The organism is Amycolatopsis sp. MJM2582, from assembly GCF_000754115.1.
Lineage (GTDB): Bacteria > Actinomycetota > Actinomycetes > Mycobacteriales > Pseudonocardiaceae > Amycolatopsis > Amycolatopsis japonica.
On record NZ_JPLW01000003.1, the window covers coordinates 324,889 to 340,604 of the forward strand.

Annotated in this window: 12 protein-coding genes; 6 read left to right on the plus strand and 6 right to left on the minus strand. The window is 68.9% G+C overall.

The genetic code is table 11. The annotated features are described in order from the left end of the window. Positions 1 to 103 precede the first annotated feature (103 nt). Together ED92_RS20270 and ED92_RS20275 are read left to right on the plus strand one after the other, a co-directional pair. On the plus strand, positions 104 to 1,624 hold the full coding sequence (locus ED92_RS20270; RefSeq protein ID WP_037340988.1) for an amino acid permease: 1,521 nt from the start codon (positions 104 to 106) through the stop codon (positions 1,622 to 1,624). 223 nt (positions 1,625 to 1,847) lie between these two features. Then, positions 1,848 to 2,552, plus strand: coding sequence for an LPXTG cell wall anchor domain-containing protein (locus ED92_RS20275; RefSeq protein WP_052120760.1), 705 nt, complete (start codon positions 1,848 to 1,850; stop codon positions 2,550 to 2,552). Positions 2,553 to 2,595: 43 nt separating this feature from the next. Here ED92_RS20275 and ED92_RS20280 read toward each other — a convergent pair whose 3' ends face one another. After that, entirely contained in the window at positions 2,596 to 4,890 is a 2,295-nt protein-coding gene (locus ED92_RS20280; protein WP_052120843.1) for a hypothetical protein, read from the minus strand. Positions 4,891 to 4,981: 91 nt separating this feature from the next. On the opposite strand from ED92_RS20280, the gene ahcY reads away from it, so the two are divergent. Further along, the gene (ahcY, locus tag ED92_RS20285; protein WP_037340993.1) at positions 4,982 to 6,454 is read left to right on the plus strand and encodes an adenosylhomocysteinase; all 1,473 of its coding nucleotides are present in this window, start codon (positions 4,982 to 4,984) and stop codon (positions 6,452 to 6,454) included. Between the two features lie 67 nt (positions 6,455 to 6,521). Here the strand turns inward: ahcY and ED92_RS20290 are convergent, their stop codons facing one another. Further along, positions 6,522 to 7,556, minus strand: coding sequence for a hypothetical protein (locus ED92_RS20290; protein WP_052120762.1), 1,035 nt, complete (start codon positions 7,554 to 7,556; stop codon positions 6,522 to 6,524). Positions 7,557 to 7,806: 250 nt separating this feature from the next. Here ED92_RS20290 and ED92_RS20295 point away from each other — a divergent pair, with 250 nt between their 5' ends. The 3 genes from ED92_RS20295 (at position 7,807) to ED92_RS20305 (ending at position 9,912) form a co-directional block, all read left to right on the plus strand. Next, positions 7,807 to 8,376: a papain-like cysteine protease family protein gene (locus tag ED92_RS20295; protein WP_037340996.1), complete on the plus strand. Its 570-nt coding sequence runs from the start codon at positions 7,807 to 7,809 to the stop codon at positions 8,374 to 8,376. Next, a complete protein-coding gene (locus ED92_RS20300; protein WP_037340997.1) occupies positions 8,373 to 9,140 on the plus strand; it encodes a hypothetical protein in 768 nt (255 codons plus the stop codon). Before ED92_RS20295 ends, ED92_RS20300 begins: the two co-directional genes overlap by 4 nt. A gap of 139 nt (positions 9,141 to 9,279) precedes the next feature. Next, positions 9,280 to 9,912, plus strand: a complete 633-nt coding sequence (locus ED92_RS20305; protein ID WP_081975908.1) for a dTMP kinase — start codon at positions 9,280 to 9,282, stop codon at positions 9,910 to 9,912. A gap of 29 nt (positions 9,913 to 9,941) precedes the next feature. Here the strand turns inward: ED92_RS20305 and ED92_RS20310 are convergent, their stop codons facing one another. The 4 genes from ED92_RS20310 to ED92_RS20325 all read right to left on the minus strand — a co-directional run bounded on the left by ED92_RS20310 (position 9,942) and on the right by ED92_RS20325 (position 15,589). Then, positions 9,942 to 11,069 (minus strand): aromatic ring-hydroxylating dioxygenase subunit alpha, encoded by a 1,128-nt coding sequence (locus ED92_RS20310; RefSeq protein ID WP_037341000.1) that lies wholly within the window; start codon positions 11,067 to 11,069, stop codon positions 9,942 to 9,944. After that, complete coding sequence (solA, locus tag ED92_RS20315; protein WP_037341002.1) at positions 11,066 to 12,211, minus strand: N-methyl-L-tryptophan oxidase; 1,146 nt, start codon at positions 12,209 to 12,211, stop codon at positions 11,066 to 11,068. The genes ED92_RS20310 and solA overlap by 4 nt, the downstream gene beginning before the upstream one ends. Continuing rightward, on the minus strand, positions 12,208 to 14,646 hold the full coding sequence (locus ED92_RS20320; protein WP_037341004.1) for an FAD-dependent oxidoreductase: 2,439 nt from the start codon (positions 14,644 to 14,646) through the stop codon (positions 12,208 to 12,210). Before ED92_RS20320 ends, solA begins: the two co-directional genes overlap by 4 nt. Positions 14,647 to 14,803: 157 nt before the next feature. Next, complete coding sequence (locus ED92_RS20325) at positions 14,804 to 15,589, minus strand: IclR family transcriptional regulator (RefSeq protein WP_037341007.1); 786 nt, start codon at positions 15,587 to 15,589, stop codon at positions 14,804 to 14,806. Between the last annotated feature and the right edge of the window lie 127 nt (positions 15,590 to 15,716).

A 15,716-nucleotide genomic window follows, 5' to 3' on the forward strand; every position in this document is an offset into this window, starting at 1 on the left:
TTACCGCCACGACCTCCGCGTACTTCGTTGCTCTCCCACCGCGCTGCCGTCACGACCGGGCGATAGGGTCCGTTGAACCGCAGTCAGGTGTAGGAGGTCAAGGGTGCCCGGAAACGGTCTGTGGCGTACGAAATCCATCGAGCAGTCCATCGCGGACACCGACGAGCCGGGGACGAAGCTCAGGCGGAACCTGAGCGCGTGGGACCTGACCGTCTTCGGCGTCGCCGTCGTCATCGGTGCCGGTATCTTCACGCTCACCGCGCGCACGGCCGGCGACTACGCGGGCCCGTCGGTGTCGCTTTCGTTCGTCTTCGCCGCCATCGCCTGTGCGCTGGCGGCCCTCTGTTACGCGGAATTCGCGTCGACCGTCCCGGTGGCCGGGAGTGCGTACACGTTCTCCTACGCCACCTTCGGCGAGTTCATGGCGTGGATCATCGGCTGGGACCTCATCCTGGAACTCGCGGTCGGCGCGGCCGCGGTGTCGAAAGGCTGGTCCGCCTACCTCGAAACCGTGCTCTCCTACATCTTCGGCAAGGGCACGAAGACGACGTTCGAGATCGGCGGTGTCCCCGTCGACTGGGGCGCCCTGGTCGTGGTGCTGGTGCTGGCGACCCTGCTCGCCCTCGGCACGAAGCTGTCTTCGCGGTTCTCGATGGTGATCACCGGGATCAAGGTCGCGGTGGTGCTGTTCGTGATCGTGCTCGGCATCTTCTACATCAAGGGCTCCAACTACAGCCCCTTCATCCCGGAGGCCCAGTCCGGCGCCGAATCGTCGGCCACCGGGGTCGACCAGTCGCTGTTCTCGGTCTTCGCGGGCAGCAGCAGTAGCTCGTTCGGCGTCTTCGGTCTGCTGGCCGCGGCTTCGCTGGTGTTCTTCGCGTTCATCGGTTTCGACATCGTCGCGACCACCGCCGAGGAGACCCGCAACCCGCAGAAGGCCGTGCCCCGCGGCATCTTCGGCTCGCTCGCCATCGTCACGGTGCTCTACGTCGCCGTGTCGCTCGTGGTCGTCGGCATGGTCAACTACAAGGAACTCGCCACCTCGGCGGGTGACGGCGGCAAGAAGACGCTCGCGTCCGCGTTCGCGGCCAACGGTGTCGACTGGGCGGCCAACATCATCTCCGTCGGTGCCCTCGCCGGTCTGACGACCGTCGTCATGGTGCTGATGCTGGGCCAGATCCGGATCATCTTCGCGATGTCGCGCGACGGCCTCATGCCGCGTTCCCTGGCGAAGACCGGCGCGAACGGCACGCCGAAGCGGGCGACCATCGTCGTCGGCGGACTGGTCGCCGTCGCCGCCACCTTCTTCCCGGCCGACAAGCTGGAAGAGATGGTCAACGTCGGCACGCTGTTCGCCTTCATCCTCGTTTCCGCGGGTGTCATGGTGCTGCGCAAGACGCGACCGGATCTGCCCCGTGCCTTCCGGGTGCCGTGGGTGCCGGTGGTCCCGATCCTGGCGATCCTCGCCTGCCTGTGGCTGATGCTGAACCTGACCGTTTTGACCTGGTTGCGGTTCATCGCGTGGATGGTGCTGGGTGTCCTCATCTACTTCGTCTACAGCCGCCGCCATTCGCTGCTCGGCAAGCAGAAGAAGGACGAGGTCCCGACGTCCGTTTCGGACTGATCATTCTCGTTTCGACGGCCCACCATTCCTTTGTGGATGGTGGGCCGTTTTGTCGGGGGCCCCGATTCCGGTGTGAAATCGGTGTGCGCTAACGTCCGGGCTCTTGCCTCACCCCGTCGGGTGAACGGGACTCGTGTAGAAGCACCGCGAGTTGACCTTCGTCCCTCAGAAGAGGCAACCGCGCTTTGCTCGTTGTCCCCCGATCGGTACAGGAGAGCTCTGAATGCAGATCATTTCCGCGCGGCGTGTCCGCTCCGCCGCCACCGTCGTCGCGCTGGCGACGGCCGCCCTGCTCGGCGTCACGGGCACCGCGCTCGCGTGCCACACCGACGACCCCCGCGCCATCCCGACCCCGAAGAACGTCAGCACCTGTGAGAAGGCGAAGCTGCCGGGCACCGAGATCTCGACGAAGGACCTGACCTTCACCGGTGGCACGGAGAAGGACAAGTACCTCAACATCACCGCGGTCGGTGAAGGCGTCACCGTCACCGCGATCGTGGTGAAGGGCGGCGACGGCTACAACATCTACGAGCCCGGCAAGCGCGGCCTCGGCCAGACCCCGCCGTGGGAGAAGCTGCGTTCGCCGATGAACGGCGGCGGTCAGCAGGCCGACATCAGCCACTGGTTCGCCTGTGGCGAGAAGAAGACCAAGCCGTCGGAGCCCACGAAGCCGAGCGAGCCGACGAAGACGACGACGGCCAAGCCGCCGACGAGCGCGCCGACCACCACGGACAAGCCGTCCGAGACCTCCGCGCCGTCGAGCACCGCGGTTCCCGCCCCGAACGTCGGCGGTAACGGCGGCAACGGTGGCGGTCTCGCGGACACCGGTTTCGACAACGCCTGGTTGCTGTGGGCCGGTGGCCTGCTGGTCCTGGCCGGTGCCGGCGTCCTGGTCCTGCTGCGCGTGCGCCGCGGCAAGACCGACTGAACCAGCTGACGCCTGAAGGCCCTCTTCCTCGCGAAGGGGGCCTTCAGCGCATCTGCGGGAAGTCCCCGAACAGCGAACCCTGCTCGCCCCAAGGATTCTTCGGGCGAGGGCGGCCGAGACCGGCGGCCATCGCGACGGCGTTGTCCCATTCGGCGTCGACGACGTAGTCCGTGTGCTTGAGAACGCCGGGCGCCCAGCGGTGCCGTCCGGTCGGCCCGCGCATCGGGTCGGGCAGCCAGTGATCGCCGCCGAGCACGAGGACACCCTGCTCGTCGGGTTCGGCGGCCAGCGGTCCGGTGCCGCCACCGGGCAGGTAGCCGTCGCCCAGCAGTTTCCCGCCCACCACGCGATGCCGCCACGTCGTGACGCCGCCGCCGAAGATGTCCGTGCCGCGGCACAGCGCGCGCCAGCGGCCGTCGAGACCTTCGTAGAGCCCGGCCAGCTGCGTCTGCGGCAGCATCGCGGGGAACGCGCGCTGATAACCCCATTGCAGTGGTGAGCCCGCGGTCAGCAGCCCGACGCGGTCACGGTCCTCCGGCGGAAGGTCGGCGATGACGCGCGCGGCGGCGAGCACGGTCAGCAGGCTGCCGAGGTTGTAACCGGACAGCACGACCCGCGTGCCGGGGTCGGCCAGATGTTCCTTGACGCGGTCCGCGAGCTCCGGGACGACCCGGAGCGCGTAACTCGGCGGCACGGTCGGATGGGCGGCACGCGGCCAGAAGCAGACGAGATCCGCCAGTGCCCCGAGGTGACGGCTGCGTTTGGGGGTCGTCGCGGCGGCGAACACGACGCGCAGCAGCCCCGCCGCCATCGCGCCGAGCGCGAACACGCCGATCGCGGAGATCGGCTTGGACCAGGCGCCCAGCGGACCGAAACCGAAGCGCAGCACCAAGAGCACGCCGCCGCCCGCCGCCATCGCGAGCGCCACGGTGAGCGCGAGATGGTGCAGATGCTTGCGTTCCCACGAGGCGCGGGCCCATACCCGGGCTGCCTCTTCTTCCTGCGCCTCGCTGATCTCCATGAGGGCGACGATCTTCGGGATGCCCCGGCGCAGCCGTCGCAACGGGACGGCGACCGCGAAGCCCAGCACGCCGAGCACGAGGGCGAGCGCGAGACCGGCACCCCACAGCACGGTCACCAGGGAGTACGTGTCGGGCAGCCGGAGTTCGCTCGCGCCGACCAGCTGCCGCAGCGCGACCGCGAGCCCCGCGCCGAACCCGCCGCCGAGCAGCCCGGCCAGCGCGACGACCGGCGCCGCGGCCCAGCCGCCGAGCCACGGCCGCAGCCGGTGCGGCAGGTGTTTCCAGGTCGATCGGCCGAGCAGGGCCGCCGGGATGAGGATCAGCGCGAACAGCACGGTCACCGTGACCATCGCCGCGCCCAGTGCTTCGACAGTCCCGTCCGCTCCGCCGAGCCCGCCGCCCGGCAGGCCCGCGGGCAGCGGCGTCCGGCGCACGACGGCGATCCCGACCAGCACGACGGCGAACGCGATCAGTCCACCCCGGATCACCGGGCCGGCCGAGAAGCCGACCGTCGAGGCCACGAGCGCGGCGAGGACGAGCGCCAGCGCGCAGATCCAGACGACCAGGTCGAAGGTCGCGGACGGCAGCCGGAACGGCCCGCCGAGCAGCGGAAGCGCGACGCAGGTCAAGGCGGCGACGGTGTGCAGCGTGCGCAGCCCCGGCGTCCGCGGCAGATCCTGGGGTTGCAGGGGGCTCGAACTGCGGGCGCGATGCACCCGGTTCCGTGAACGCCAGTCCGACGAGGGGATCCGGTCGAGCAAGAAGATCAGCGCCAGCAACGGCAGTACGCCGATCGCCGTGCGCAGCGGCGCGAAATCGCGCAGGAACGACGGCGCTCCTTCGAGACAGGTCGAACCCGGCGCGAGGCACTGCGCGGCGAACAGGTCGAGCGAGACCACCGCGAGCTGGCTGATCAGCAACATCGTCAGCAGCAGCGAGGCCACCCGCAGCAGCCCCCGGCAGACACCGCCGAGCAGTGCCGCGGACCGCCTGCCCTCCGGGACCGGCGGCAGCATCCAGTGCGCGACGTTCGCCAGCGAGAACGGGAACAGCAGCGCCCAGGTCGCCTTCGCCGCGCCACCGGAGGTCATGCCGCTCCACAGGTAGCCTTCGAGGATGCGCGGGATCGAACGGCCGAGCGCGGGCAGCACCGGACCGGGAGCGGGACGGCGCAGCCGGTCCGACGGCCGGATCAGCCTGCCGACGCCGTCGCCCGCGACGTCGACCACCGACGTCGAATCCAGCAGGCTTTCACCGCTCGTGCCCACTAGCCCGGGTACGCGTATTTCGACGACGCGGGTATCGGGACCCGGCATGACCACGGTGAAGCCTCCAAACCGTTCCAGTGGGGACTGAACCGACAACGGTACTGTTCAGATGTCATCCAACCTTGGAGGAAGCGCGCATATGACCCCCGAAAGCGTTGCCAAGCGGCACGACACCCGCAACGGCATCGAGTTCGCCGTCGCCGATCTCGAGGCCGCCGAGTTCGGCCGCAAGGAGATCCGCCTCGCCGAGCACGAGATGCCGGGCCTGATGGCGCTGCGCCGCGAATACGCCGAGGTGTATCCCTTGCGGGGAGCCCGCGTTTCGGGCTCGCTGCACATGACCGTACAGACCGCGGTGCTGATCGAAACCCTCGTCGCGCTGGGTGCCGAGGTGCGCTGGGCCTCCTGCAACATCTTCTCCACCCAGGACCACGCCGCCGCGGCGATCGTCGTCGGCCCGCACGGCACCCCCGAGGAACCCAAGGGTGTCCCGGTGTTCGCCTGGAAGGGCGAGTCGCTGGAGGAGTACTGGTGGTGCACCGAGCGGATGCTGACCTGGGACGGCGAAGGTCCCAACATGATCCTCGACGACGGCGGCGACGCCACCATGCTGGTGCACAAGGGAACCGAGTACGAGAAGGCCGGTGTGGTGCCCACGCCGGACGAGGACACTTCCGACGAGTTCCGCGTGTTCCTCGAACTGCTTCGGGCCTCGGTCGCCGCCGACACCGGCAAATGGACCAAGATCGGCGAAGGCGTCCGCGGGGTCACCGAGGAGACCACCACCGGCGTGTTGCGGCTCTACCAGCTCGCCGCCGCCGGTGAGCTGCTGTTCCCGGCGATCAACGTGAACGACGCGGTGACCAAGTCGAAGTTCGACAACCGCTACGGCATCCGCCATTCGCTGATCGACGGCATCAACCGCGGCACCGACGTCCTCATCGGCGGCAAGGTCGCGGTCGTCTGCGGTTACGGCGACGTCGGCAAGGGCGCCGCGGAATCGCTGCGCGGCCAGGGCGCGCGGGTGATCGTCACCGAGATCGACCCGATCTGCGCGCTGCAGGCGGCGATGGACGGCTACCAGGTCAAGAAGCTGGAGAACGTCCTCGGCGAGGCCGACATCATCATCACGACCACCGGGAACAAGGACGTCGTGCTCGTCGAGCACATGGCGCGCATGAAGCACCAGGCGATCCTGGGCAACATCGGCCACTTCGACAACGAGCTCGACATGGCGGGCCTGCAGCGTTATCCGGGCATCCGGCGCATCAACATCAAGCCGCAGGTCGACGAGTGGGTGTTCCCGGACGGCAAGAGCATCATCGTGCTGTCCGAGGGCCGCCTGCTGAACCTGGGCAACGCGACCGGGCACCCGTCGTTCGTGATGTCGAACAGCTTCTCCAACCAGGTGATCGCGCAGATCGAGCTGTTCACCAAGCACGAGGAGTACGACAAGGAGGTCTTCCGCCTCCCGAAGAAGCTCGACGAGAAGGTCGCGAAGATCCACCTCGACGCGCTCGGCGGTGAGCTCACGAAGCTGACCAAGGAGCAGGCGGAGTACATCGACGTGGACGTCGAAGGTCCGTTCAAGACCGACCACTACCGGTACTGACCGCTGCAATGAAAGGTCCTTTCCTGGCAAATTTTGCGAGGAAAGGACCTTTCATTGCATGGGGACGCTACTGCCACTCCACCTCGATGCCGGCCAGCCCCGGACCGGCGTCACTGAAGAAACCGCTGGTCACCCCGCCCATGTCGAGTGGCAGCTCTTCGGACTCGACGGGCACGGCGTCGTCACGCGTCCGGAATTGCCGGGTGCAGCGGGCGGGCAGCGCGCCGAGCGCGAACTTCAGCTGCACCAGGTAGCTGGCGCACTGGTCCCGCAGCATCCGGAAGTAGCCGGGCGAAGCGGTGCCGGAGTCGTCGCGGACCTCGAAGCAGAACACGTGGATCTCGCCCTCGGCGAGTTTCCGGTCGAAGAGCAGCTCGGTGGCCATCGTTTCGGCTTCGGCGTTGCGCCGGATCCGGCCGACGCGGCAGCCCTCGGCGGTGATCAGCTCGACGTCGCCGATGTTGCAGCCGGGGTCGCCGTTGTAGACGGTGACGTACCGGTCCGGGCCGTGCCGCCGGGCCCGGCACACCAGCCGCGTCTGGAGGCCGACCTGCCGGTGCGCGGCGTCGAAGGTGATCGTGTCGTGCACCGCGAGCATCTCGAGGTCGGCGTTGTACCGGTTGGAAGACGGGTACGCGCCCAGCTCGGCCAGCAGCTGGTCGACGATCGAGCCCATGTCGCCGGACCGGATGTCGTGGAACGACGCGGCCATCTGGTGCCCGCGAGCCCGGGCCGTCCGCGGTCCGATCAGCACCACGAGCGCGTCCGCCGGCAGCTGCAGCACCGATTCCAGCGCACGCACGGCCGGGAGCGCCTTGGGTACCTCCGGCTGGCGCAATCCGCGCTGCCAGTAGCTCAACGTCGACTGTCCGATTTGGACACCGCGGAGCCCCAGGTGGGCACGGAGCCGGGCCAGCGACAGGCCGCGATAGGCGATCGCCTGGCGGAGCGCGTGGTGGAATTCGCCGCTGCGGAGTGCCTCGACGAGTTCCTTGGGCAAGGCTTCGAGCGGTTGACGGCGCGTGCCGTCGATGATCGTCGGGGTGTCCACGTCCGAGGCAAGCCTTCCCGCCGAGGACGTATCAGCACCGTCTCGTGTCACCGCTCGTCCCTTCACCAGACCAGTGTGTGCGCTGAGCGTGAACACCGCGGAACGTTCACGTTAGCAGCGCACTGTGAACACTACGTCCCCCGTTCGGGGTTGTTGACCCCGGAAGAGTGACCGTTCCGGGGTGTGGAAACGCCCCGGAACGGTCCGTTCCGCCGAGTGCCCATCTTGCTCAGTGTGAGCCTGCTGTTCACCGTTGTGACCACATTGGTTCGCCATGGTGACCAGGAGGCCCGTCGTGCCTGTGTTCTCGAGGAGGGTTTGCGCCGCCGGCGCCGCGAGTCTCGTGGCGTGGCTGGCGATCCAGACCCCGGCGAGCGCGCTGCCGTCGCCGCCTGCCCGCCAGCACCCCATCGCCATGCAGGCGCAGGAGAAGTCCCAGTGGTGCTGGGTGGCTTCCGGCAACACCATCGCGGCGCACCACGGCGTGGCCCTCACCCAGAACGAATTCTGCCGGATCGCCCACGACGAGCGACGCCGGGAGTGCGCCGACAAGCCCGGAACGCTGGGCGACGTCCGGCGCGCGTTCGGCAAGCTCGGCTTCTCGGCCCCGGGGAACTACGTCAAGGGCCGCATCCCCTTCGCCGCCGTCCAGGCGCAGACCGGCGACGGCAAACCCGTCCAGACGCGGGTCGGCTGGGCCTCGGGCGGCGGCCACATGCACGTCCTCTACGGCGCGGACGCCGGCCGGAAGTGGGTCTCGTGGGGGGATCCACTGCCCACCGGCAACCGGTACAACTGGTCGACCTACGACTTCTACTCGGCCAACAAGTCCTTCACCTGGACCCACACGCTCACCGGGATCCGGCGATGAGCGCGCGGCGGTTCCTCGGGCTGGCCGGGCTGGTCGCGGTCGCGCTGCTGGTCTCGGCGCCCGGAGCGCGCGCGGATCACCTGTCGGGTGAAGATCTCGCGGCCGCGAAGGCGGCTGCCGACGACCCCACGCTCCGTGCGGAGCTCGGCCGCTTCTTCACGCAGATGGGTGGTTCGAGCCACGCGCCGTCGGTCAGCGTCATCGACGAATCCTTCCCGGTTTACGAGCTTTCGAGGGATTTCGTCGCCGGTGACGGCGCGATCGCCGGACGGCTCGCCTACGTGGCGGTGCCGGTGACGGCCTCCGACGGGCAGACCGCGACCGTGTGGTCGGTCCGCGGCGACGACGGCGCCTGGCGCGTCGGCAACATCGCGTCGGGCGACCGGGAAAGCGCGCTGGCGCGTCGGTTGCCCGCCGGTGCGACGCTGCTCCACGAACCCCAGGTCGACGCCTGGTACGCGCTGCGCGACGGCCAGGTGACGCTGCTCGACTCCGGTGCCAGCGGCTCGGCGACGGGCACGTCGGCCACCCTCGCGGAGTATCAGAAGACCGTCTCGGGCCGCTACGGCGACATGCTCGCGAGCTCGCCGTACGCCCAGGAGGGCAAGGCCGGCGGTTACAACGCCCAAGTGATGCCCCGCGGCGACGGCGGCCCCGCGCCCGACGCGCAGGACACCGGCTTCGTCCCGCTGCTGATCTTCGGCGGCTTGCTCCTCATCGGTGTCGCCGGCTTCTTCCTGCACTCGAAGAGGCGCGTCCCCTAGCGGACCGGTGGGCCGGACGTGAGCTGACCCGTCTGGCCCGCCGGTCGACCACGGCACTTTATCCATCCATGCCCCCGCCACCGCCCTCAATGGAACCGCTTCGCGGTGCTGGTCATATTCTTGGCCCGTGGGACGACTCGTGGTGATCGAAGGTCTGGACGGCGCGGGCAAGCGCACGCTCGCCGACGCGCTGACCGGCGCGCTGAACGCGGCCGGGGCGAGCGTCACGTCCATCGCGTTCCCGCGCTACGGCGCGAGCGTGCACGCCGACCTCGTGAAGGAAGCGCTGCACCGCGGCCACGGCGACCTCGCCGACTCCGTCTACGGCATGGCGATGCTCTACGCGCTCGACCGTCGCGGCGCGGCCGACGAGATCCGCGCGCGGCTCGGCGATCACGACGTCGTGCTGCTCGATCGGTACGTCGCGTCGAACGCCGCGTACGGCGCCGCCCGCCTCCATCAGGGCGCGGACGGCGAGTTCGTGCGCTGGCTCAAGGAACTGGAGATCGACCGGTTCGGTCTGCCGGTGCCCGTCGCGCATCTGCTGCTCCGGGTCACCGCCGACGTCGCCGCCGACCGCGCGCAGCGCCGCGCGGAGACCGACGCCGACCGCGCGCGGGATTCCTTCGAGACCGACGACGCGCTCCAGAAGCGGTGCTCGGTGGTCTACGACGAACTCGCCGCGACGGACTGGCTCGCGCCCTGGCACGTTCTCGACGGCGTCGCCGGTGTCGACACCCCCGCCCTCGCGACCGCCCTCCTCCGCACTTAGTCCTCTGAATGCGGTCCTTGCGCGTGCAACTACCGCATTTCGTCCTCTAAATGCGTGGCCTCTAAATGCGTGAGTAGCCAGGTGTGGAACTCGCCGATGTGGTGTTCCGAGGGCATCAGCACGCCGCCGCCGCGGTAGGCGCGGGACGCCATCGCGGGCTGGCAGCGTTCGCAGGCGTTGAAATCCTGCTCGTTGACGCGGTGGAACAGCTCCACCGACCGTGACACGTCCCGCCCTGACGCCACGACCTCCTCCGAATAGAGCCAGTCGCATTCGACGACCGTGCGGTCCGGCGCGAGCGGGTACATCCGGTGGAAGATCACGTGGTCCGGCACCAGGTTCACGAACACCTGCGGCCGGATGGTGATCGCGTAGTATCGCCTGTCCTGGTCGTTCGCGACACCGTCGAGCCGGTCGAAGCCCGAACGGCCGTCGATGGTGAACCCCTCCACGTCCTCGCCGAACTCGGCGCCGTGGCCGACGTAGTACTGCGCCGCGTACCCGTCGGCGAACTCCGGCAGTACCTCGGTCAGCTCCGGATGGATGGTCGCGCAGTGGTAGCACTCCATGAAGTTCTCGACGATCAGTTTCCAGTTCGCCTTGACGTCGTAGGTGATCCGGCGCCCGACCGACAGCTTGTCGAGGCGGTACCGCTCGATCGACTCCAGATCGCCCAGCCGTTCGCGCACCGCGCCTTCGACGTCGGCCTCGAACGACGGCGGGTCCGCGGCGAGGCAGACCCACGCGTACCCCAGCCACTCCCGAAGGTGCACGGTGTGCAGCCCGTACTCGGCCCGGTCGATATCGGGGAGGTTCGCCAGATTCGGCGCCGCGATCAGCTTGCCGTCGAGCCCGTACGTCCACGCGTGGTACGGACACTGGAACGCGCGTTTCACCGTGCCGGCTTCCTCCGTGCACAGCCGCGCGCCACGATGGCGGCAGACGTAGAGGAACGCCCGCAGCCCGCCGTCCCGGCCTCGGCTGACGAGCACGCTCTCCCGTCCTACCTGGACGGTCCGGAAGTCACCGGCCGACGGCAGATCCGCCGACCGGACCACGCAGAACCACCGGCGTTCGAAGATCTTCTCCTGCTCGGCCGCGAAGATCGCGGCGTCGGTGTAGTAGCCGCCGCCCAGCGTCGGGATGAGACTGGTCATCTCGCGACTCCGGCGAACCGGGCGGGGTCGAACAGGCCGATCGGCTGCGCGGTGGTGCCGTCCACGACCAGGTCGGCGAGTATCTCACCGACCACCGGGACGAATTTGAAGCCGTGCCCGGAGAAGCCGCAGGCGACCACCACCCGCTCGTGCTCGGGATGGCGGGAGATGACGAAATGCTCGTCGGGCGTGTTGGTGTACATGCAGGTCGCCCCGCGCAGGAACGTGCCGGGCAGTGCCGGCATCTTCCGCCCGACGAACTCCGAGATCTCGGCGACCTCTCCGGCGTGCACCGTCCGGTCGATGGTCTCGGGCGTACAGGGCTCGCCGCCGCGGAAGAACGCGACCTTCACGCTTCCGGCGTCGTCGTGGGAGGGGAAACCGTAGAACTGGCGGCCGCCTTCGCCTTCCCAGACGTAGATCGGATGCCGTTCGGCGCGGAACGGCGCGACCCCGCCCGACGGTGCGAACCAGTACTGGACCTGGCGTTCGATGGTGAACTCGATGCCGAGTTCGGTGAGCAGGCCCGGTGCCCAAGCGCCGGGGCAGATCACCAGCTGCTCGGCGGTGTAGAAGTTCTGCGACGTGCCCACCCGGACCCCGGTGGACGTCTCCCGCCAGGAAAGGACCTCCTCCTCGTGGTGCAGGTCCGCCCCGGCCCGCGCGGCGAGCTGGAGATGCGCCGCCACACTGCCTTCCGGCACCACGAAGCCGGCGTTCTCCTCGTACAGCGCGATTTCGTGGTCCGCCGGTTTCATCGTCGGGAACCGGCGGCGGATCTCGGCCGCGTCGAGGAGTTCGTGCGGCAGATCCCAGGTCCGGGCGCTGGCGAGGCTGCCCGACACCGTCCGCGAATCGGGACCGCCGAGCATGATCCCGCCGCAGCGGGTGAAGATCTTCCGCCCGGAATCGCGTTCGACGCCCTCCCACAGTTCGTGCGCCCGCAGCAGGAGCGGGACGTATGCGGGATCCTCGAAGTACGCCTGCCGGGTGATCCGCGAGCCGCCGTGGCTGGACCCGAGGTTGTGCACGGGCGCGAACCGGTCGATGCCCAGCACGCGCTGTCCCCGCCGGACGAGCCGGTACGCCGCGGCGCTGCCCATCCCGCCGAGGCCGATGACGATGACGTCGTAGTGATTCATGCGGCACTCCTGATCCGGGCCATGGCGGGATCGAACAAGGGCTCGTTCGCGACGACGGCGGGGATGCGCTCGCCGAAGTACTCGATCTCCAGCGGCGTTCCCGGCTGGGCGAACTCGACCGGAAGCCAGGCGTAGGCGATGTTCTTGCCGACGGTGTAGCCGTACGCGGCGCTCGTGACATATCCCGCGGGACGGCCGTCGGCGAACACCGGTTCCTTGCCGAGCACGACGGAGTACGGATCGTCGACGGTGAGGCAGGTCAGCTTCCTGGTCACCGTTTCCTCGGAACGGCCTGCCAGCGCGTCACGGCCGATGAAGTAGCCCTTGTCCATCCGCACGGCGAAACCGAGACCGGCCTCGTAGGGATCGTGCTCGGTGGTGACATCCGTGCCCCACAGCCGATATCCCTTCTCCAGCCGCATACTGGAGAAGGCGTCCCGTCCGGCGGCGATGATCCCGTGCGCCTGCCCCGCCTCCCAGATCGTGTCCCAGAGTTCGCGGCCGAGGTCGGCGCTCGTGTACAGCTCCCAGCCGAGTTCGCCCACATAGGACAGTCGCATCGCGGTCACCGGCACATGGCCGACGTACGCCTGTTTCGTCTTGAAGTAGCCCATGGCCTGATGCGAGAAGTCCGTTGTGGACAGTGGTTGCAGTACGGCTCTCGCGAGCGGGCCCCAGAGCCCGATACAGCAGGTGCCCGGGGTGGTCTCGTGGATCTGCGCGGCGCCGTCGCCGGGGAGATGCCGCCGGAGCCAGTCGATGTCGATGGCGCTGTTGACACCGACCTGAAACCGTTCGGCGCCGAGCCGGGCGACGGTCAGATCGCTGCGCACGCCGCCGTCTTCGTCGAGCAGCAGGGTGTAGGTGACCGAGCCGGGTTTCTTGCCGAGCTGGTTCGTGGTCATCGTCTGCAGGAACGGCAGCGCGCCGGGGCCGGTGACCTCCACCCGTTTCAACGACGTCATGTCGAACATCGCGACCCGCTGCCGCGCGACCAGCGCCTCGGCGCCGCCGATCGGCGACCAGTACCGCGCGGCCCAGTCGTTGCGCGCGGGGACGCGGTCGACCTCGGGCAGGTTCGCGTTCGCCTCGTACCAGTGCGGACGTTCCCAGCCGCCCGCTTCGAGGAAGAACGCGCCGAGTTCGGCTTGCCGTTCGTAGAAGGGACTCGTCCGCAGCGGCCGTGGTTCTTCCATGGGCTGCAAGGGATGGACTATGTCGTAGACCTCGACGAAGCTCTGGCAGCTCCGTTTCATGACGTGGTCCGGCGCCAGTTGCACCCGCTCGAACCGCGCGAGATCGCAACCGTGCAGATCCGTTTCGGACCTGCCGTCGACCAGCCATTGCGCCATGGCGCGCGCGACCCCGGCCGAATGCGTGATCCAGACCGCTTCGGCGACCCAGAACCCGTCGAGGCCGGGGTGTTCGCCCAGCAGCGGCATGCCGTCCGGGGTGAAGGAGAACAGACCGTTGATGCCCTCCTCGACCTTGGTTTCGCCGAGTGAAGGCAGCAGGTCGACGGCGGCGGCCCACGACGCTTCGAAGTCCGCAGGGGTGAACGTCAGCTCCGAGGGCATTCCCTCGCCGGAGCCGATTTCCTTGGCGGGCAACGGCATCGGCCGGTGACCGTACGCGCCGATGCCGATCCGGTCGACGTGCTCGCGGAAGTACAGGTCGGCGTCCTGATGCCGCAGGATCGGCCTCGTGGCCTCCTCGGTCACGCCGGCGAGTGACGGCAGGGGACTGGTGCGCGCGTACTGATGCGCCATCGGCACCAGCGGGATCGTGAGGTCCACCAGTTCGCCGAGCACCGGCCCCCACATCCCGGCGCACGAGAGCACGATGTCCGCGCGGAAGCTCCCGGTCTCGGTGGTCACGCCGGTGACCCGGCCTGCCGACCGTTCGACGCCGACGACCTTCTGCCGCGCGAGGAATTTCGCGCCGCGCCCGATCGCACGGCGGGCCTGTGCCTCGGCCGCCCGGAGGGGATGGGCCAAACCGTCGGAGGGGATGTGGAATCCGCCGAGCACCTTGGCCGGATCGAGCAACGGATGCAGCGTCGCGCATTCGCCGGGATCGATCAACCTGCTTTCGACCCCCGACGCGGTGGCCCAGCCGTGCCGCCGCGCCAGGTCGGCGAGCCGTTCCGGCGTCGTGGCCACCTCCAGCCCGCCGACCGGGCGGAAACAAGGGTTCCCGTCGAGGTCGAGCGTGCCGTATTTGGCGACGGTGTAGCGGGCGAACTCGGTCATCGTGCGGCAGGCGTTGGTCTGGAAGACCAGACCGGGCGCGTGCGAGGTCGACCCGCCGGTGGCGAACAGGTCGCCCTGCTCCAGCACGGTGACGTCGGTCCAGCCGCGTTCGGTGAGTTCGTCGGCGAGCGCGCAGCCGACGATGCCGGCGCCGATCACGACGACGCGGGGTACGGGGGGCATGGTGAGGGGTACCTCCTGCCTGCCCGGAAAGTCCACAAAGGACGATCAGGCATCGGGGTGACAGGCGCTGTTGCGGATGAGGCACGTTGTTCCGTCTTCAGCAACAAAGTGCGGCACCGGCGGGCGCGCTGTCAAGAGCCCGAAAAGGTCGGCCTCTTCAGTCGGCGAAGTACCCCAGCTGCGCCGAAAGATCAGCCGACGCCTCGGTCAGCGGTCGCACGATCTGCCGCACCCGCTGTTTCGAAAGCCGGTACGACGGGCCCGAAGCGCTCATCGCCGCGACGACGTCGCCGCCTGGCCCGTGCACCGGCACCGCGACGGCGTGCATCCCCAGCTCCAGCTCCTCGAAACAGGCCGCGTACCCGTCCTCGGCGACCCGCTCCAGCTCCGCGGTCAACTCGTCCGGATCGACCGTGGTCCGCGGTGTGAACTGTTCGAGTTTCCGCCGGAGCAAGCGTTTGCGCTCGACGTCGCCCATGTACGCGAGCAGCACCTTTCCGCTGGACGTCGCGTGCAGGGGCGTGCGCTGCCCGGTCCAGTTCTGCGTGGTGATCGCGGCCGAGCCGCGGGCCTGGCTGACGTTGATCGCGACGCCGTCGTCGGCGATCGCGATGTTGACCGTCTCGCCGAGCGTCTCCGCCAGGCCCTGGCAGGTCTGCCTGCCCAGTTTCGCCAGGTCCATCCGGCCGGTGGCGGCGCCGGCGAGCCGGACGACGCCGAACCCGATCGCGTATTTGCCCCGTTCGCCGAGCTGCTCGACGAGGCCGCGGTTCTCCAGGACGCTCAGCAGGCGGGAGGCCGTCGACTTGTGCACGCCGAGCTCGCCCGCGATCTCGGTGATCCCCGTTTCCCCGTTGCGTGCCAGCAGTTCCAGCACGCTGATCGCGCGGTCGACGGACTGCACCTGGCTGGATGTTGCGTTCCCCGCGTCCTGGTTCCGCATGACGCAACAGTAGCCGTTTGGCCCGGATCCGCTCGGCTGAGTGGGCGAATCCCTTGACGCACCGGCCCCTCGGGGGTGATTGTTGCGCAGAGCACGTCCCGTCTCGTAATACGCAACATCAACAACC

Excerpts from the sequence above, each read along its gene's own strand:
- ED92_RS20275 (WP_052120760.1), top strand. The coding sequence starts at position 1,848 with ATGCAGATCATTTCCGCGCGGCGTGTCCGCTCCGCCGCCACCGTCGTC.
- ED92_RS20280 (WP_052120843.1), bottom strand. The coding sequence starts at position 4,890 with ATGCCGGGTCCCGATACCCGCGTCGTCGAAATACGCGTACCCGGGCTA.
- ahcY (WP_037340993.1), top strand. The coding sequence starts at position 4,982 with ATGACCCCCGAAAGCGTTGCCAAGCGGCACGACACCCGCAACGGCATC.
- ED92_RS20300 (WP_037340997.1), top strand. The coding sequence starts at position 8,373 with ATGAGCGCGCGGCGGTTCCTCGGGCTGGCCGGGCTGGTCGCGGTCGCG.
- ED92_RS20310 (WP_037341000.1), bottom strand. The coding sequence starts at position 11,069 with ATGACCAGTCTCATCCCGACGCTGGGCGGCGGCTACTACACCGACGCC.
- solA (WP_037341002.1), bottom strand. The coding sequence starts at position 12,211 with ATGAATCACTACGACGTCATCGTCATCGGCCTCGGCGGGATGGGCAGC.
- ED92_RS20320 (WP_037341004.1), bottom strand. The coding sequence starts at position 14,646 with ATGCCCCCCGTACCCCGCGTCGTCGTGATCGGCGCCGGCATCGTCGGC.
- ED92_RS20325 (WP_037341007.1), bottom strand. The coding sequence starts at position 15,589 with ATGCGGAACCAGGACGCGGGGAACGCAACATCCAGCCAGGTGCAGTCC.